Consider the following 19,650-nt stretch of genomic DNA (forward strand, 5'->3'; position numbering starts at 1 on the left):
ATTCATCGCGGCCCGGCCCCCGCGGAAGCTTCCGGGCGGTGGCTTCGAGCCCCACCGCCATTTCTTCTAGCTCCCGCGAGTCGTTCGCGATCATTTGGTTCGCCTTCGGTCCGGATCCCGACCAGGCGGCGGATGCTTACCACTCGGAAGGCCTAGGGGCGGCGGCGATCTCAAGGTCTACCGGCGTAAGGGAAGTGGTGTGTTTGTGGACCTCGTAGAGGTGCAAAGCAAAATCATAGTGTGTCGCCGTGGCTTGCTGAAGGTCTTTGCGTCGCGCCATGCGGGACAGGAGCACCGGCGTCGACAGGGTGACAGGCTTGGGTACCTAGGGCGCGTCCGAACTGGCGTCACCTTTCCGGCGGTGCTTGCGCGGCCCCCCCTTTTATTTTCCTTGTCGCGTGTTGCCGCCGCTCGTTTATCGAGCTCGAACGGTTCCCGGGTCGGATGCCTAGGCTCAACAGAACGGCGCAACTGGAGCGAGCGGAGAGGCGCGCAGGATCCGACCGAACGGAAAGCTCGTATCTCCCCTTGCGGCCACAGCCTCCGTTGCTATTCCCGCAAAGTCTTGCGCCACACTGCTGGTCCCTCCCGGCAGCAACTCGACGGCGATGATGCTCAGCGACGAATTGGCAGACAGATGGACCGACGCCAGAATGGCTTCGATCTGGGCCTGGTGGAACGCGGCCACCGCCGTCCGATTGCCCGTTTTTGAGTTCAGCGAGCTTGCGACCAGCGTCGTGAAGAAGGGTTTGAGCGCGGGATCGATTGTGTCGAGCGCCCTGTTGACAAACACGCCCGGCTCTGAGGCGATCAGCACGTTGCGCATGGACGCGCCGTCCGCCTGCACGGCCTGCGCATAGAGCAGGAACCACATCGAGGTGTGCGGCGGCTGCGCGGGCGTGACGAGGAATGTCCCGTTGAGCACCGGCGTCGCGTAAGGCGCGGTCGCGACGACCAGGCTCGGTGTACCGTTGCTCGCCGTGACCGGCGGTACGAGCGGTGGCATGATTTGCCCGAGCTGAAATGGACAAGCCGCGGCCGTCATGGCCGACAGGACTGCAGCAGCAGAGCCCCCGGGAACGTTGATGCGTCCGGCGTGACAGATGAGGGCCGGCGACGGATGCTGCACGCCGACCACTCGCAGTTGCGAACCGAAGCGTGCGTTCGCAGTCGACCACCAGCGCAGGTCTCCCGGCTGTCCGGCGTGGCCGATCCGCAGTTCGTAGGTCCAGAAGCCGAAAAGCTCGGGGTCGTCCGGGTCCATGCCAGGCGGAAGCGGGAGCAGGAAATGAACGTTCGAGCCCGGGGCTGCCACGAGCTCTGTCATGGCGTTGAGCCCGGCGCGATCGTCGGTGTCATCAGGGATGATGGCGCGCACTAGCTCGGGATCAAGCGGTAGCGGTGGGTTGCTGTCGGGCACGACCTGCGGTTTGGCGTCGTAAAGCAGTGGATCGGCTCCGTGGTTGAGCACTCGCGCAAACAGTGCATCGCCATCGGCATTGGCGATCGGTTCGGTCAGCTCGATCCAGAGCGATCGCTGCCGTGCCGCTGTCGACGCGTATAGTGCCCCGGCCACGTAGGGTGAGAGTGCAAGCCCGACCGACGCGATCGCGGGAACCTGCTTGGGTGGAATCGCGATTGGCAGGCGCAGGTCGAGCGGTGCATCGGCAAACTCGATGGTGGGGAGCGGTGGAGGCGGCGTCGTAAAGACCGGCGTGGGCGGTGAAGGCGGAAGCGGCGGTCCTGCAGCGATCCGATTTGGCTTGACGAACCAGCGATGCTGCAGCGATTGCGGAAAACCTCCCGAGACCGGTTCATGCGGATCGATCGCATCGAAGAAGATCAGCCGCGTTCGCGAGCGTGCCAGATCGCTCGGCTGCGTTGTCGCCGCTCCTCCGACTACGCGTGGAACAGCCAGGGCGCCGACCGCGACTGCAGCGGCTTCGCCGTCGCTCGGTCCGCCGCGCAGGATCGTCAGACCGGCGTCGGTGAGGCCGTCCCAGGTCCAGTCGCGCTCCAGATCGAGGACGACGGCAACAACCCAGAAGCGCAAGAGTTCGCTGGTCGAGCCGAAAGTCAATGTCTCGCCGTCGGCAGAGACGATCGCGCGCAAGGCGCGCGAAGCGCCGAACGCGATGCGCATGCCAGGCGGCGCGGAAAGCGAGTTGCCGTTGGCGACCACGCCGATCTGCTCCGCCAGCTGCGAGACGAGCGGAGGTGCGGCGACGTCGGCGGGGCGACGGAACAGATAGGCGGTGACCGGTTCGTCCGCATCCGCCTGGCCCAGCAGGACAGGCTCGGCGGTGGGCTCGACGCGCACCTGGATCGTGGTCGCCATCGCCTGGGTGGTCTGTGGACCGAAATAGCCGGGTTCGTCTGCGCGCAGCGAGCCGCGTAGCGTAATCCGCACGTCGCGCCCGCGCGGAATGAGCAGCGGTCCCGTGACGGGCTGGCCGGTCGGCGACCAGTTCACGATCGTAGGTTCATCGATGAAAATGACAGGAATCCTTGTCCCGGGGTCGCTCGCAAGCGGTGGTGAGCCAGTCGTCGGGTTGAGCGTACGTGTGGTCGTGTAGAGCGTCACGTAGGGGCCGTTGTCGGTACCCGTGTCGTGAAGTGGATGACGCACCCCCACCTCGATGGACACCGCGGTCACGTCGGGATCAGGGAGTCCGGCGATGCCGTTGGTGCTTTTCGCACTGCTCACGAGGGTTGCCCGGATGGTATCGCGCGACGCCGGCAGATCGCCAAGGTGGGTGTAGAGCACGTCCGGATAGATAATATTCGGCCGCTTCACGACGAGCGAGGCTGGAGAACTTCCGGTGCCTGCTACGGGAACAATCGGCTTTCCGTTGCCGTCGAGCTGTTGAACGAGTGGCGCCTTGGGAGGGATCAGACGCTGGAAGGGTAGCGTTGCAATCGACGCCGGGCCGGGATTGACCGGCTCGTCGCCGAGGCCTGGCCCGCCGCTGCTCAGATCGCCGAGCCGAACACGGAATGAGTAGACGTGTCCGTAGGACAACAGCGTCGTGAGGTCGACGGCTGTCCGTGTCGGTATCGCGGGCGCCGTGCGGGTTGTCAGCGCTTGCGGTATGGGGTCTGGCTCGCACAGCGAGCCGCCGCGCCAGTTCGCAAAATAACGTGGAAGCCATGCATCGGCGGGTGTGGTGGAAAAGGGTTGGGTCGGAGCCGGCTCGACGCACAGCTCGCCCGTGAAGGTGCCGAGCGAGGAGGGGAGTTTTGTGGTGACCTTGCAGAGCGATTGCCAGACCGGCGTCTTGAATGGGCCGCCTTGTGTCGAGGGCGTTACGTCAGCGACGTCAACGCGATAGCCTTGAACGCCGAGCGGCGTCTGGGGCGCGCTGCCAAGCGTCCCGCCGGTCCGTGCGCTGAGCAGCGCGAGCTGATCGTTGTGCCATTGCACCACCTGCTCGTCGTCCCAGCCGAGCTCGATGCCGAGGTCGCTGCCGGGCGCAATCAGGCCGTCACCCACGGCCGCCGCGGAATTTGCCGGCTGCGCGCAGTGGACGAGCTTTGCGAAGCCGTCTGCATACACGTCGGCCACCTGGAAGGATGAATCGGACGGAGTACCACCCTCGCCATTGACCGGGAACTCGACAGGGGCAAACAGCGCGCGGGCGGCCGCGCTGAGCGGCGGGATGCGCGCGGCGTGGGTGCGGATCGATCCGGCAAGCGAGGCACCGGCGACTGCCCACGGATCGCTTGCGGCGAGCGCGACGAAGACATATCCGCCGGCGACGAACGCGTCGGCGTCGCTCGCGGGCAAGGTGACCGAAAGCTGGTAGATCAGACCGAGCTTTGTCGCGAGAACCGGCTGGCGGAGCGAGTAGGAGATGACCTGACCCCAGCTCAGCGTCTTCAACGGTGTCTTCGGTATTGGTACTGCCGGGCTTCCGCGAACCGCGCAGCCAAACTCGTCATCGGTCGTGGTGAGATTGCCGTCGGGCGGTCCGCCTCCGGCCGCCAGATAGGAGGGCGGCAGCGACTTGCGAATGCGCGGAATTGCGAGGATTGGCTGAGTCCCCAGCGTGGCGCCGCTTGCCGTCACCGAACTTTGCAACATTGCGAAAGTTGCTGCCGGGGATGCCGGGGCTGACAGGATCGCCGGGGTGAGTGCGATTGTGTTCGCGCCGCTCGAGACCGGCAACGCGCCGAGTCCCTTGTTGACGATCACCGTGAACGTCGGGGTGCCGTTCGCGAAGGAGGGTGATGAAGGCCCGATCAGCGAACCGGGCAGCGGGTCAACGGCCGGAATCAGAACGACGTTGAGCGTGAGCGTGCCATTGCCATCCCAATGCTGCGGGAAGGTGGTGAGCGCCAGGCGAAGTGGGTCGGCCATCAGGCACCTCCTCTAGACAGAAATCGTCTGGCTGAATCCCCACGACCCATCGAAAGAGACGTTGATGACCCAGCAGATGCTGATGTGGATTCCGACCGAGACCTGTGCAGATAAATCGGCTTCGCTGGGCGGAAGCGGAGCCGGCAGGGTGATCGTGATTGCCGCTGTGAGCGTTAGCGACGCACTGGCGAGGCCACCAAGCACATCGACCTGCGCGTTGCCGGTCAACGCGGCGGCGATCTGGATCTGTGTTGTCCCGATGTCGAGACTCAGGCTGACGACGATCGAGGCGCTCCCCGACGCCACAGCGACGCTGATCGAAAGTCCGAGCCCAAGGCCCGCCTCCAGAAAGACATCGAGGCCGCCGCCCTGCACGCCGAGCACGATGGCGCCCGTTCCGGCCAGCGGCGAGACCACCCATTGGAACGGGTCCTGTTTGCTCCCGATTCCCACACTGAACGAGAGGTCGCTCGGGATGGTCGCGCTGAATCCCAGATCGAGGCCAAGGTCGGTGATCTCGCCGAAGCCGAGTGGAATGGTCGGCAGCGTGAATCCTTGCTGCACCGTGAGCGTGTTGCCGGAGAAGCCCACATCAAGCTCGGCATCTCCGCCCAGACTCTTGGCGATGCTGCTGAGCCCGGTGAGGATCTCCTGAACCGGATCAAGGGATGGGCCGTAGATGACGTTCAAGTTGGTGAAGCCGGGCGATATCGTGGAGCCGGCCTGGAAGCCGCCGGTGATCGTCAGAAGTGTACCGAAGCCGTCGACATTGCCGATGAAGGCGAGGTTCTCCAATGTGAGCGACCAGTTCGTTGGAGTGGCGCTCGCATCGAGGGTCAGCGTGCCCTTGAACTTGCTGTACGAGAGCACCAGGTGCACGATCGCGATGTCCAGAACCGCGCGATCGGGTGGCGCCGCCGTGGGTGGGCTGGCGCCTGGGCCCCAGGTGTAGGTTCGGGTAAAGCCGTCGCCCTTGAGCGGCAGGCCGTCGGTTGATGGAATTTGCAGCGCGCTGCCGATGTCGGGAAATATGCCGGCAACTCCGAGCAGCGCGCCGACATCTGCGAGCCCGGGCAGCTTGTTGAAACCGATACCGTTTCCGGCGTCGTTGATCAGCGGGTGTTCGTAGAGCGTCTTCGAGGTCCCGGTCCCCTGCATGATCGAGTAGAAGATGTTCGGCGTATCGACTCGCTGCGCATCCTCGGGATCGAGCAGCCGGAAGCTGTCAGCGGCGAACGTCCCGGCGTTCGTCGGCACGCTCATGCCTGCCGAGGTGCCGCGTGTCAGTGGCACCGGTGTCTGTGAATCAACCGGTTGCGGCGTGTTGGCGGCGCTCGGACGCTTCGCGACGCTCCACTGGCCGTCCTTTGGCAGGCGCGGCGTCCCGAATAGCGCGGTCTGCAGCTTGACCGGCGTGCCGGCCGCAAGTGCCGCGCCGAACGAGGACACGTTCATCGTGAATTGCTGCGGACCGGTTCCCCCGAGACTGGCGATGCAGTGGGTCGTGCCACTGACCCGACCCTGTTGCTGCATCAGCGCAAAAATGTCGGCTGCGGTGGGTGGTGCAGGGCTGAGTTTCGTCGGGTCGCTGCTGGTGATCGTGTCCTGAGCGTAGCCCTGAATCGCAGTTCCGGCCGCGATGTGGATGTTGGTTCGTCCGTCGGCGGTAATGTGAATCGCCGGGTCGAACTCGACGTCAGCCTCGAACGAGCATGGCGTGTACTGGATCGCTCCGACGGTGACGACTGACGTCGAGAACTGGATGTTGCGTACATTTTCCACGAACTTGAGCGCGCCGGCGAGCAGACCGTTGGGAGCCAGCAACTCGAAGGATCCGGGGCCGACCGCCTGCCATCCGGTATCGTGCTTGACGACCTCGCCGGCATCGGAGCGGTCAAAGGTGATCGTACGCTGGAGACGAATGCACCAGGGCAGTATCCAGGTTTGCGCCGTAATGATCTCATGCGCAGTTCTGCCAAGAAGGACGTTGAACAGCGCGCGGATAATGCCTGGATCGGTCGGTACGGGATCGTGCCAATCGGAAAACAGCGTCGTTCCGTAGCCCGAGAGGTCAATTCGCGCGACCGGCATGAACCCACGGCCGCCCGGTCCGAAATCCTGATCCCAGAAGCTCGCCACGCTCGGCAGCGCAGTGCCGAGGACCTGCGCCCCATAAGCAGGCGGAGTAGCGGCGAAGCCCGTGATGGCGGTGCCAGGGAGGATGCCCTGCGGTCCAGTGATCGACAGCACTCGCGCGCCTGTCAGCCCCTCGTCGGGGAATTCCACCGACGGGATGACATAGCTTGGTCCGGGAGAAGCGGGCGTCGGCTCGGATAGGTTCGCCGTGATGCCGAACGGAAGCGTGAAGGCCGCTTGCGTCGGCAGTTGTCCGGCGCCGGCCTGGTATTGCTCGAGCGCGAGGACGGGAACGATTGGCGTGGGCGCAGTCACGGCGACGAGGAACGTGGTCGGAATCCCGTCATCGGGTGAGAACGCAGCGAGCCAGTTAGGCACGCCGGTCGCGTCGACCACCGGCTCCCAGGAGATTCCAGGCACCGTGAAAACGGCCGTGTCGGCTGCCGGCGCCTGCATTTGCAGACCCGCAAAGCTGAATTGTGCGCCGCCGAGCACGCCTATGGTGACACCCCATTGATCTGCGTTGCTCGAAACGTCGAGCAGCCGGAAGGCGTTACCCGCGGTCGCAGCGGGCGGCAGCGAAACTGTCGCATTACCGGGTGGCGCAGGGGATGGTGCGAGAGCCGATCTTCTGATCGGGCTGATCGAGAGAACCGGCGGTGTCGTGGCGGTCCACGTCACCAACGCGGCGACACCCGCAAGCAACTCGCGGCCGGCGCCGGCGGTGTACGACGCCGCATAGGGATCCGGGAATGTTGGAACGATCACCCCGGCTGGAAAGCCGATTGAGAGACCGCCGGAGATTCGTCCCTGCGCCAGCGTACCGCTGAGCAAAAATCCGTTCGGCGTGCCGACGGGAATGAGGGCGTTCTCGGCTATGAGCGCCAGCGACGTATTGGCGGTCGGCGTGAGCACCGATCCGATGTCAACCGTGATCGACGTAGCGGTGTGTACCCGGATGAACAATGCCGGTCCACGCAGGGCGATCCTCTGGCCGCCGGCGTCCACCGGACGATCGAGCAGCGCATTGAGGGTTCCCGCGGCGAACGATGTCTCCTGGTCGGGCGCTGCGCTGAAGGAGACGAGCGCACCCGGTCCGAGGTCGAGCGTAACCTGTGAAGGCGGCCGGGCAAGCGGCGGTTGGGTCGGAGGCACCGGCGATGGTTGTGGAGGTGTAGCCCACAACAGATACGATTCCTGCGCGCGTCCTGCGCCATTCGCAACCAGGCCGACCAGCCGCGCCGGGGTGAGCGCAAACGATGCGCCACCGAGCCCGAGCGGCCCGGTCAATGGGGCGATCGTCGCCGAGAGACCACTGCCGGTGACGACGACGATGCCCCAGGCATCGTCCGGAGCCGGAAGCGCGTTCGGCGTCGTGGCCGTGAGGATCGGAAACACGACGCCGGTGCCGATTATCGGTGCCTTGCCGGCCATCACGACTTCGGGCGAGGTCGACTGTGCCACCGTGAACGTTGATTGCGCGCAGTTGCAGGAGATGGCGACATGCGGCGTGGTGAAGTTGATCTCGGCCACCGTCGGGCTGATGGCCGGTGTCAACGACAGGGACTGGCCATAGAGTGTCGCCGCGCCAACTCCGGATAACACGATCGTGGCGCCGGCCGGAGCAAGCGCGATCGTGGCGCGCGTGAACGGCGTCAGCTTGGCCGCGAGGAAATCCGGTCCAATGGGATCGCCGGCCGGCCCGGTTGCCGGCGTGATCGCAGGGGTGAGGGAGAAGGTCAATGTCGCGGCGGCATCGAGCACGATTTCGCCGCCGCCGAACGTGACCGAGCCTGAGGCGGTCATCGACGCACTTGCGAACGGTATGCCAGCGAAACCCGCGGCAGACGCGAACGATGCGCCAAGCAGGGTCGCCTCGATCCACAACGTTCCGCTTGCGAGTACGACGTTCGCCGCGGTCGGCACGGGAGCACCGAAGGGCGTAATCACATGGCCGATCACGGTCGTACCGCGCATCAATGTGGTGATGACGGGGAGGTGGATGGGAATGGGTGGGATCGGGGGTCGGACCGCCTTGAGTGACGGCAGCGGCGGTGGAAGCGCAACGCGTAGATTGGTCAGTTCCTTGGAAAGATCGACGAGCGAGGTGGCGTCAACGGTCAGCATGGGACATCACACCTCCCAAGGATGAAGATCCACGCGAGAATTCGCTACTTTTTCAAAGCGGCTGCTCGACGAGAGTTTGTCCCGCTCCTTCGATTGGGACACACTGAGATTTCCGCTGGAGTCCGATTGCGTTAGGCGAATTGAATCAATTTCGTCGCAATAAATAGTTTCATCCTAAAGTAGTATATCACGATAGAACAACACAACAATTGATGATTGCGTCGTTACAGGTTTCAGTCGCGTTGATTTGAACAAGGGAGCGGTTCTAGCCAGCCATCCTCCACGCCTATGCCGCCGGGAGGGACCCGATCTTGACGCGCTGGAGTAGCAAGCAGCGGTAACGGCACCGGAGCGCGCAACGCGTCGAGGGTCGCGTTGCTCGACGCGTGCACCGGGCAATCAAGAAAGATCGATCCCATCACAGCCGAAGTGAGAAGGTCCGAATGAGATTCTGAATCTTCTGCCCCGGAAGGGTGATAACCAGGCGCAATAGAATAGATCTTCTCGAACCCGCTCATTTCGTGCTGTCCGTCCGGATCTCCCGCCATTGAGGCGCGGGGGAAGATCGTGGTGCCGGCCGTGGCCCTCGTGCGTTACGGGTGGCGCGGTTCAACGCACCACCGTCTTGCATGGAGTAAAATTGTCCTCGACTGTACCGAGGCGACATTGCGGCGTCTCGTTGTAGATCGCCAGCAGAACCAGTGCGATCCCGCAAGCAATTAGCGTCGCAACGCCCAGTCTCTTGTGAATCAGCATGAGATTAGCGCACGTTCCGATAGGCGTCGTTTGTCTTCTCCTGTTGGTTTGATCCTCGCATGATCAGGTCGACCGTGCAGGCTCCAACGCCGGGGCCATCGCCGAACTCCTTTTTGCATGCCGGTTCGGCGCGGGTGGCAAGGTCTGGCGGGTTCATCGAGTTCGAAGCCAAGACGGTCATGCCGATCACGGCGAGCATATAAAAAACGTTTGTCCAAAAAATCCTCCCAAGTTAGGCAGTTGCAATAGATTGATCGATGAGCTGTTTCAATCTCAGCTCAATGCGACAGGCTGCCGCGCCTATACGGGCGAGGATTGTCAGGCCTGGATGCGCGAAGTCGGCTTTTCAAAAACGCGCGTCGAACCCCTTGTCGGCCACGAGTCGATGGTGATCGGATTCAAGCAGTTTGCACGACTACCGAGAAAACTGCGACATGCCGGAGAGGACTGGCTGTGGCGCGGAGCGGACGTCTGGCTCAAGCCGCATGTCTCGGAACGGATGGAAAAATGGTGATTGCCCATTCCATTGGCCAGGCCACCTATTTCACACAGGCGGTTAGTAGATTGGATCGATCGTAGCTATCGACCACCGCCTCCCGGGAGTGGTCGCGTCGTCTTTCGTAACTTCTGTGATGGTGGAGAGATTGAATTGACCGAGATCGAAGGGCGCCAAGGCCCGCAAGACTGTCAGTAGGCGACTGGCATTCCGCCTAGAAACAATGGCGGGCGTGACACGCGAAGACTTTGATAAACGCCCAACTCGGATCGCCTCGCTGCCCAATCACAGGAAATCTCTCATGCGGACCGCTGCGCCGGCTTCGTCTCCTTGATGTCAACTGTGCTTGCCTTTGACGGCGATGCCCGGCTGGCCGCGGCTCTCAGGAGCTCAAACTCATCGGCCAGGAACGTCACCAGTCGTTCTATATCGGGAACAGCATTCCGGCAGGCGATGAGGCCGAAATCTAGCTTGTCGAGGTAACTTTGGACGGTGATATTGAGGACGCTTCCGTTCGACGGAATCGAAACCGGAAAATAATGCGTCATCTGCGCGCCTGCGCAATATAGCGGCTCCTTCGGACCGGGTACGTTCGAAATCAGCACGTTCACAATTGCCGGCAGTCGTTCGGCGAGCTTTGCCTGATTCAAAAGGCGGGCCATGCCGGTGGCGATGATCGGCGCACCAAGCCAGGTCATGTCGGTCGGAATGACTTCGCGTATGTCCTCTAGGCGCTGCTTCGAATCGGCGGAGGAGGCGACAATCGCCTCCAGGCGGCGTACTGGGTCCGAAATATGGGTCGCAAGATTGCACAGCATTGCCGTAACCTGGTTGTTCATGTCGGCATTGCCGGCTTTACGCAGCGAAACGGGAATTGCGGCAATCAAGGGACTCTCGGGAAGACTATTTTTCACCTCAAGATAGCGTCGCAAGGCGCCAGCGCTGATGGTCATGACGACATCGTTGATCTTCGATTTCGTCTGTCTCGCCAATGATTTGGCATCGCGGAGAGAAATGGTGCAGGTTCCGAATGATCGCTGGCTGGACAGGGATGCATTAAACAGTGTCTTTGGCGCTAGCGGCATCATGCGGGGCGGATTGGCAAGGTCCTTCGTGACACGTTGTCCGACCTTCGCAATCGCCTTGCCAATATCGGGCCACGACTCGTAGAACTCGCGCTGCTGATTGAAAAACCTAGCGTATGAATCGCTGATCAACTCGAATAGTTCAGGCGTTCGACTGCCTCGCGCTGGCGGCGTAGGTAGCGGCACCGGTTCCGGATCAGGAGAGGTTGCGAAAATGATGGGTAGCGCAGCCATGCCTGCGCCACCGTCGATGCCGGCGTGGTGCATCTTGATGTAGATCGCGAAGCCGCCGCCCTCCAATCCCTCAATCACATAGTACTGCCAAAGGGGGCGCGAGCGATCGAGGAGGATCATGTGCAGTCGCGCCACCAAGGTCTCGAGTTGCTCCAGAGTCCCGGGCTTTGGCAAGGAGACGTGCCGAAAGTGATAATCGAGGTCGAGATCGTCCTCGTGTGCCCAGACCGGGTGATCGAGCTGAATTGGCGTCAAGACCAGTTTGCGTTGGAAGAATGGTACGAGGTGGAGCCGCGCTTTTAGATGGTCGCGGAAGGCGGGAAATACTTCGGTATCAGCGGGCGGCGGTTCAAAGATCGCGAGCCCCGCGACATGCATGGGAGATTCCGGTGTTTCGCCATAGAGAAAACTGGCATCGAGAGCTGACAATCTGTCCATGGCATCCTCCCATCCGTTTCCAAGTGCCAACCGATCGTTCGGTCGTGTTCATCCGGTTGGTTCGGCTTTCTGCGTAACATCCGCGGGGTTTGAATTTTGGTCGGCGGTTTCGCAGTGCGCGGCAATTGCGTCGACCAATGTGGGAATGAGGCTGGTCGGAATGTCGTGACCCATTCCGGGAATGATCATTAGTTTTGAACCTGAAATCTGCGCTGCGCTGTGCCTGCCGCCTTCGACGGGTACCAGACGGATCGTCTGCGCCATGCAGTACAAGGGATGGAACGGAAATCCTCCTAAGTACTTCAACGCGCGAGCCGCATGCCAGGATCGCGGCAAACTGTCGACCGACCCCTAACGGATAGTGGGAACGGTCGAAAGCCGCACCGACTTTTGCACGTAAGGACATTGGCGTTACCCGACAATTCGCGGCAGGTACCAAGCCTTCGTTCGAGCACTGCAACCGCGAGACCATAAATGCGTCGGCACTAAATGGAAGAGCGCTTCCCGGCCTCTTCTTCGTTGAGCTCTTTCTTCGAGAGCTTGCCAACCGCAGTTCTCGGCAGCGCATCACGAATTTCCAGCGCGCTGATCATCTCATGTTTCCCTAACTTGTCTTTGAGAAAGTCCTTCATCTGCTCGAGCGAGATTGGCTCAGCGTTTGTCTTCAGCTTGACGAACGCCTTTGGTGACTGGCCTCGGTAATCATCGTGGATCCCGATGACGATGACCTCTTCGACGCTTGGGTGCTTGTAGATTGCTTCTTCGATGATCCGTGGATACACGTTGAACCCGCCGCAAAGCAGCATGTCCTTGGTCCGGTCGACAATGAAGACGTATCCGTCTTCATCCATGTATCCAACGTCCCCCGTTCGAAGAAGGCCGTCCTGAGTCATCGTCTCCTTCGTCGCATCCGGGCGTTTCCAATAGCCCTTCATTACATTAGGACCGCCGATGCATATTTCGCCTTTTTCCCCGAGATTTACGTAGCGCGAGGGTTCGTCGACATCAGCGAACTTGATGGTGATGCCGGGAATGGGAATGCCGCACGAGCCTGGCTTCACCGCGCCGTCCAGCGGTGTGAATGTTCCTGTCGGCGATGTTTCGGTCATGCCCCAACCCTCGGCGAGCCGACACCCAGAGATTTCCTGAAAGCGCTTCTGAATCTCGAGAGGAAGAGGTGCGCCGCCAGATGCGCACCATTTGATCGACGATAAATCAAGGTTCTCCACACCAGGATGGTTGATGATTGCGACATACATCGTCGGCACGCCAGGAAACACAGTAACTTTCTTTTCGTGGATGTCTCTGACGACGGCCGCTGTGTCGAACCTTGTGTGCAAGATTAACTCGGCGCCTAGATAAACGCCAAGCAGCATATTGACGGTCAAAGCATAGATGTGGAACGGCGGCAGGACTGCGAGTATCCGCTCGCGTCCTTCTTCCAAGAGCTGGGGTTGCGTGTGCGTCGTCTCGACATACTGTGCGGTTGCGGACGAGAGGTTGGCATGGGTCAGCATTGCTCCTTTCGGAAGGCCGGTCGTCCCGCCGGTATATTGAAGCACTGCAATCGTCTGGCGTAGGTCCGCTATCGGATGCTCGACATAATTGCCGTCATTGTCTAGCAATTCGTGAAACGTCAAATGCTGGCTGTCACTGGGGACTTCGACGAGTTCGCCATTCTTGGCCATCCGGGCGCGCACGGCTTCAGGCGCGGGCGTCATTTCCGCCATGTTGCCAACGATTAGGCTCTTCAGTCGCGTCGTTCCGAGCAGTCGGTCCATCTGAGGGTAGAGCGCCTTCAGGTCGAGTGTCACGAGAAAATCGGTCTCACTGTCCTCAACCTTGTGCTCGAGGACCTTTTCTGCATCGAGCGGCGAGTAGTTGACGATGGTGCCGCCGGCCTTCATCACGCCAAAGAACGCGACGATGTAATGAGGCGTATTCGGCAAATAGACACCGACATGAACGCCCGGACGTACACCCAGTTTCTGAAAGCCCTTCGCGGCGCGGTTAGTGAGATCGCTCAACTCCTGATACGAGAACTTCCGGTTCATGAAGTCGAGCGCGGGATTGGAAGGCCATTTGGTCGCCGAACGCTCGAGGATTTGCGCGAGCGGCATCGTTTCCAGTTCTGCATCCCAGCGAACGCCCTTCGGATACGACTTGACCCAGGGTGCAGACATGAGCGCGCCTTTCCTGTCGATGGACAAAAGCTGCGATAGCTCCATGATCGCCGCGATGAGGCGTGTTTGCAAGACGATCAGCCCTTAAATAGGTATATTGCATTGCGAAGGGGCATCGCAGCCGAACTAGACTAGCCGCGCTGTCCGTCGAGCGACGGGACGGGGAGCGATACAGCGGCGCGCCGTCGATCTCGATGCGCGACTTCGGCAGTTGTGGTGTCGGATGGTAGCCCGCAGCCGCGACAGATATCCGTAGTAGGTCGAGCGGTCGACTACTCCTGATCGGTGAGGGTCACTGCGAACGGAGCCAAAACTAATGAGCCCGGAAATGCGGGTCCATTTGAAATGGCCGATCGCCTATGAGACGGTAAGCGTAACTGACGATATGCCTAAGCAGGACGGACCGAATGCGGATTTGGTCATAGGGTGGCTGGAACACCGTTTGCCCGGTGTGTACGCCGGTGCTTGTCTTCCTGCCCGGCGCAGCCGTCGCGATCGCGTCGCCTCCTTCTAGCGCCGTGCCGTGGCTTGCTTTCTCCCTGGGCCGCGCCATCCTGTTTGCCCTGGGCCCGTGGGCGGCCAACAGGCCCCGGCCATGCCGCTTATCGCATCAGGCCCGAAGAAATGGCAGAGCGCTGTGAGCGGTGAGGTGGACTGGCAGGAAGACCGGAGAATTCTGTTGCTACGTGAGCGGCGTGATCTTGGAGTTCATGCCGATTTGACTTTGCCGCGCGGCAAGCAGTGCGGCAGCCGCTCTGCTTTGAACGGTGATGGACTGCCAATCCCGCGCGGACACGAGATTCTTTGGGGCCATCCAGGAGCCTCCCACGCAGAGGACATTCGTCAGTTCCAGATATCGAGGCGCGCTTTGTCGAGTTATGCCTCCTGTGGGGCAGAATCTGAGCTGCGGAAGGGGCGAGGCAAGCGAAGATAGAAAATCGACGCCCCCGGCTGATTCAGCCGGGAAGAATTTCGCAAGTCGATAACCACGTTCGATGAGATTAAGGGCCTCCGATGCGCTCGCAACACCTGGCAAGAGTGGGATTTCGCTAGCCTCCGCGGCATCGAGCAGGCGATTGGAGTATCCGGGGGAAACCGCGAAGCGGGCGCCAGCTCGCGTCGCCGCCTCAAGCTGTGCCGGCTGGATGATCGTTCCCGCGCCGACCACAACACTTTCGACCTCGCTCGCAATAGCACGAATCGCATCAAGGGATGCAGCCGTACGAAGCGTGATTTCAATTACAGACAAGCCACCGGCTGCCAGAGCCCGTGCCAGGGGGACCGCATTCGAAATGCTATCAATAGAAATCACGGGAACGACTGACGTCTTAAAGAGGATGTCGAGGAGGCCTTGTTGCGCGGTCATTCCGACATTCCCAGAAAGATGCTTGCACCACTGTCTGCCCGGCCAACCCTGTCGCGAAAAACTGCGAAGAGTTCCCGGCCCACCCCGCGTTGCGAGATGGAATGGTCGAAGAGCGCTGGCGCTCGCGTCCTCCAGTCCTCGGGATCGACAAGGACTTCCAACCGGCCGGCAACCGCGTCAACTCGGATGAGATCGCCATCGCATATCTTGGCGATTGCGCCTCCTTCGGCTCCTTCCGGCGTGACGTGAATGGCAGCCGGCACCTTGCCCGAGGCCCCTGAAAGCCTGCCGTCGGTCACGAGAGCGACTTTGAGGCCGCGATCCTGCAGCACGCCAAGGGGCGGCATCAGCTTGTGCAGCTCCGGCATACCGTTGGCTTTGGGTCCCTGGAAGCGCAAGACAACGACGAGATCGCTCGTGAACTCGCCCGCGGCGAAGGCGTTCTGAAATTCCTCTTGAGAATGAAAGACGCGGGCAGGCGCTTGGACCAGATGCCGTTCTGGCGCAACCGCCGACGTCTTGATGACGGCCCGCCCGAGTTCGCCTTCCAGGACGTTCAACCCGCCCGTTTCCTGGAAGGGCTCGGCAACGTCGCGCAGAACGGAGGGATCGCCGCTGGTTTGCGTTCCCTCATGCCAGGTTAGCGCGCCTTGAGAACCGAGCTTCGGCTCGTAGAGGTAGGCCGCCAGGCCTGTGCCCCAGACAGTAGTGACGTTGGCGTGCAGGAGGCCGGCTCCGAGCAGTTCACGGACCAGGAAGCTCATTCCGCCCGCGGCATGAAAATGGTTCACGTCCGCAGAACCGTTGGGGTAGATGCGGGCCAGAAGGGGAGCGACCTCGGCGAGGTCAGCGAAATCTTCCCAGGACAGTGTGATGCCGGCGGCTGCGGCCATCGCAACCAGATGCAGCGTGTGATTGGTGGACCCACCGGTGGCGTGGAGACCGACGATGCCATTCACAAACGCGCGCTCGTCGAGCATTTTTCCAATCGGAGTGTATTCATTGCCGTGAAAGGTTATGGCGAGAGCGCGCTCCGTCGCAGCGCGTGTCAGCGCGTCGCGCAAAGGCGTGTTCGGATTGACGAAGGATGCACCCGGCAAGTGGAGGCCCATTATCTCCATCAGCATCTGATTGGTGTTTGCGGTTCCGTAAAAGGTACAGGTTCCCGGACCATGATAGGCTCGCGCCTCAGCCTCGAGCAGCGCGTCACGTCCGACCTTCCCTTCGGCATAGGCTTGGCGAGTTTTTGCCTTTTCATCGTTCGGCAGTCCCGAGGTCATCGGGCCCGACGGGATGAACACTGCGGGCAAATGCCCAAAGGACAGGGCCCCCATCACAAGTCCCGGCACGATCTTGTCGCAAATGCCGAGGTAGACCGCGGCATCAAAAGTCTGGTGCGACAAGGCGACCGCAGTAGAAAGTGCAATCACGTCCCGGGAAAACAGCGATAGCTCCATTCCTGCTTCGCCTTGCGTGATGCCGTCGCACATCGCCGGGACACCGCCCGCGACTTGCGCAACACCACCTGCTGCACGCGCACTCTCTCGGATGAGATCGGGGAAGCGCTGGTAAGGCTGATGGGCCGAGAGCATATCGTTGTAGGCCGTGACAATTCCGAGACTGGGAACGTGACCATCCTGCATCAGCTTCTTGTCGCGCGCGCCGCAGGCCGCGAAGGCGTGCGCCTGGTTGGCACACCCCAGTCGTCGCCGCACCGGCGTGCCGGCCGTCTCGGCAATGCGATCAAGATAGCGCGCTCGGCTTTCGTGACTGCGCCGGACGATGCGATCCGTCACCTCGGCGACCCTCGCATTGACGCTGGCTTCGATCGTCATCCAAACCTCCTGCTTGCAGATTGAGCATCGACTGCGCCTCGCCCCGTGATCATGGGCCGTCCTCCATCCAAGTCCGGCTGTCGCGCTCGATCAGCGCGACGGCGGCGGAGGGGCCCCAGCTGCCGGCAACATAGGGGCGGGGGATTTCATTCATCCGGCTCCACGCCTGGCGGATCGGGTCGATCCAGCGCCATGCCGCTTCGACTTCGTCCCGGCGCATGAACAAGGTCGCGTCTCCGCGGACCACATCCATCAACAGCCGTTCGTAGGCGTCCGGTACCGAGACGTCGAACGCTTCCGCGAAACTCATGTCTAGCGGGACATATTGCAACCGCATGCCGCCCGGTCCGGGCTCCTTGATCATGAGCCAGAGCTTGATTCCCTCGTCGGGCTGCAAGCGGATCACGAGCCGCGTCTGCACCGCCTTTCCCGAGTCCGAGTTGAAGATGGAATGCGGAATTTTCCTGAAGGTCACGACGATCTCGGAACTGCGCTGCTGCAGTCGCTTGCCGGTGCGGAGGTAAAAGGGCACGCCGGTCCAGCGCCAGCTCGCGACGGCTGCCTTGATCGCGACGAAAGTTTCGGTCGAGCTTGGAGGATCGGTAATCTCCTCCGCATAACCCGGAACCACGACGCCGTTGCATGCGCCGGCGCGGTACTGGCCGGGCACGGTCAGGAATGTCGCGTTGGTTTCGTCGATCGGTTCAAGTGATTTCAGGATCTTGAGCTTCTCGTCGCGCACGGCGTCGGCTTCGAGCGAATGTGGCGGCTCCATCGCCACCAGACAGAGCAGTTGCAGAAGATGGTTCTGCACCATGTCGCGCAGGGCGCCTGACTTGTCGTAGTAGGTGCCGCGTTCCTCCACGCCGATGGATTCGGCCACAGTAATCTGCACATGGTCGATGTGGGCGGCATTCCACAGTGGCTCGAACAACGCGTTGGCGAACCGCAGCGCCATCAGATTCTGTACCGTCTCCTTGCCGAGATAATGATCGATCCGGTAGACGCGCTCTTCCGGGAAAATCATGCCGACGGTTTGATTGAGCCGGATTGCGGATTCGAGATCCTTGCCGATCGGCTTCTCGATCACGATCCGGGAATCGCCGTGTGAAAGACCGTAGTGACCGAGCCTTTCGCAGATCGGTCCGAACAGATGCGGTGCCGTCGCCAGATAATAGACCTGAATGCGGTCGGCGTGGACAGACAGGGCGGATGCGAGCTCGGTCCACCCATTCTCGCCTTCTGCGTCGGCAGCCATGTAGGAGATGCGGGCCAGGAAGCGATCCAATTCGGGTCCCCTGGTTTCCGTTGTCGGCACGTGTGTTACGATTGCTGCGCGCACCATGGTCAGGAATTCATCCCGCGACATCGCCCCGCGCGCGACGCCGAAAACGGTCGCTTCATCCGGGAGCTGGCCCGCAAAATCGCGCCGAAACAGCGCCGGCAACAGTTTGCGGCGCGCGAGATCGCCTGTCGCGCCGAAGACGGTCAGCACAAAGGGAGCCACCGGAATCACGCGGCTTGTCATAGGGATCCCTTTCTCGTCCGAGCCTCTCCGGTGCCCACGTGGAGCATTCATCAATCTGTTGGACATGGCTGCATATTCCCTTCGACGTCGGCCGCGGTCGGCAGGTCGGCGCCGTCGCGCGAAACCGTAATGGCGGCGGCAACGGTTGCGTAACCGAGGAGCTCGCGGATCGCCGACTGGTCGAGTGCCGCGATGGCCCCGGGATGGAGCCGACCGGTCTTCGCGAGCTGGGCCAGCAGCGCGGCGTGGAATGTGTCGCCGGCGCCCACAGTGTCGCGCACGACCACGGAACGGCCGGGCACCGAAACGCTGCCTGCGGCGCTAAAGGCGGTTGCTCCCCGCACTCCCTCAGTCACCACGACCAGGCGAGCGCCACACTCAAGCCAGTAGGCCGCCGCGTCGGCAATCGAGAGACGACCACCCCACGCAACGCGGACATCCTCGTCACTCGCCTTGATCACTGTGGCCGTCCGATAGAAGCGTTCCGCGGCAACGGCCCAGGTTTGCATGTCGCCGACGACGGTCGGACGTAAGTTCGGGTCGACGCTAATGACGCGACGCCCGTGCTCGCGTTGCGCGAGCGCGGCAAATGTGCTGCCGACCGGCTCGACGGCCATGGAATAGGAGCCGAAGGTCAAAGCCTCAATGTCGTCCGGCAAGACGCTGGGCAAGTGCGCAAGCCGAAGCGAGCGATCCGCGGCACCTTCGCCGTGGAAAGCGTAGTTCGGTTGACCGTCGTCGGTAGCCGCAACGATCGATACCGTGGACAGCCGATCGGTGCGCACGAGAAAGCTGTTGTCGACTCCTTCACGAGAGAGCCGGTCTGCGAGGAACGTGCCGAAATGATCGCGCGAGATGCCACCAAGGAACGCCGCTCGAACGCCAAGCCGGGCGAGACCGACAGCTACATTGAAGGGAGAGCCACCGGCAACAGCGCGGGCCGACATTTCCGACCGCCCGGGCGCGCTCACAAACAGATCAATCAGCGCTTCGCCACAGACAAGCATCATGATGCGCGAGCCTTGTCCGGGGAACGCCTTAAGACCGTTCGGCGTGGGGGGAAGCGGTCCGCACCAGGCACGATGATGCGCTCGGAGGGAAGAGCC

General features: G+C 61.9%; 10 protein-coding genes. 1 reads left to right on the top strand and 9 read right to left on the bottom strand.

Annotated features, from left to right (window positions below; all coding sequences use genetic code 11):
* Window positions 1–454: 454 nt before the first annotated feature.
* The 3 genes from JQ586_RS33945 to JQ586_RS33955 form a co-directional block, all read right to left on the bottom strand.
* Window positions 455–4,360, bottom strand: coding sequence for a hypothetical protein (locus JQ586_RS33945; RefSeq protein ID WP_212398994.1), 3,906 nt, complete (start codon window positions 4,358–4,360; stop codon window positions 455–457).
* Between the two features lie 12 nt (window positions 4,361–4,372).
* A complete protein-coding gene (locus tag JQ586_RS33950; RefSeq protein ID WP_212398995.1) occupies window positions 4,373–8,623 on the bottom strand; it encodes a hypothetical protein in 4,251 nt (1,416 codons plus the stop codon).
* A 760-nt stretch (window positions 8,624–9,383) separates the two neighbouring features.
* Entirely contained in the window at window positions 9,384–9,578 is a 195-nt protein-coding gene (locus JQ586_RS33955) for a hypothetical protein (RefSeq protein WP_212398996.1), read from the bottom strand.
* A gap of 51 nt (window positions 9,579–9,629) precedes the next feature.
* On the opposite strand from JQ586_RS33955, the gene JQ586_RS40825 reads away from it, so the two are divergent.
* Window positions 9,630–9,893 (top strand): hypothetical protein, encoded by a 264-nt coding sequence (locus tag JQ586_RS40825; protein ID WP_249148524.1) that lies wholly within the window; start codon window positions 9,630–9,632, stop codon window positions 9,891–9,893.
* A 281-nt stretch (window positions 9,894–10,174) separates the two neighbouring features.
* Here JQ586_RS40825 and JQ586_RS33965 read toward each other — a convergent pair whose 3' ends face one another.
* The 6 genes from JQ586_RS33965 to JQ586_RS33990 form a co-directional block, all read right to left on the bottom strand.
* Complete coding sequence (locus JQ586_RS33965) at window positions 10,175–11,632, bottom strand: wax ester/triacylglycerol synthase family O-acyltransferase (protein ID WP_212398997.1); 1,458 nt, start codon at window positions 11,630–11,632, stop codon at window positions 10,175–10,177.
* Between the two features lie 485 nt (window positions 11,633–12,117).
* Window positions 12,118–13,887: a long-chain fatty acid--CoA ligase gene (locus JQ586_RS33970; protein ID WP_249148525.1), complete on the bottom strand. Its 1,770-nt coding sequence runs from the start codon at window positions 13,885–13,887 to the stop codon at window positions 12,118–12,120.
* 610 nt (window positions 13,888–14,497) lie between these two features.
* Window positions 14,498–15,181: a bifunctional 4-hydroxy-2-oxoglutarate aldolase/2-dehydro-3-deoxy-phosphogluconate aldolase gene (gene eda, locus JQ586_RS33975; RefSeq protein WP_212398998.1), complete on the bottom strand. Its 684-nt coding sequence runs from the start codon at window positions 15,179–15,181 to the stop codon at window positions 14,498–14,500.
* On the bottom strand, window positions 15,178–17,016 hold the full coding sequence (gene edd / locus JQ586_RS33980) for a phosphogluconate dehydratase (RefSeq protein WP_212398999.1): 1,839 nt from the start codon (window positions 17,014–17,016) through the stop codon (window positions 15,178–15,180). The genes eda and edd overlap by 4 nt, the downstream gene beginning before the upstream one ends.
* 49 nt (window positions 17,017–17,065) lie before the next feature.
* Window positions 17,066–18,544: a glucose-6-phosphate dehydrogenase gene (gene zwf, locus JQ586_RS33985; RefSeq protein WP_212399000.1), complete on the bottom strand. Its 1,479-nt coding sequence runs from the start codon at window positions 18,542–18,544 to the stop codon at window positions 17,066–17,068.
* Window positions 18,545–18,594: 50 nt separating this feature from the next.
* Window positions 18,595–19,554 (bottom strand): carbohydrate kinase, encoded by a 960-nt coding sequence (locus JQ586_RS33990; RefSeq protein WP_212399001.1) that lies wholly within the window; start codon window positions 19,552–19,554, stop codon window positions 18,595–18,597.
* Window positions 19,555–19,650 lie beyond the last annotated feature (96 nt).

The sequence above is a fragment of the Bradyrhizobium jicamae genome, from assembly GCF_018130215.1.
Classification (GTDB): domain Bacteria; phylum Pseudomonadota; class Alphaproteobacteria; order Rhizobiales; family Xanthobacteraceae; genus Bradyrhizobium; species Bradyrhizobium jicamae_A.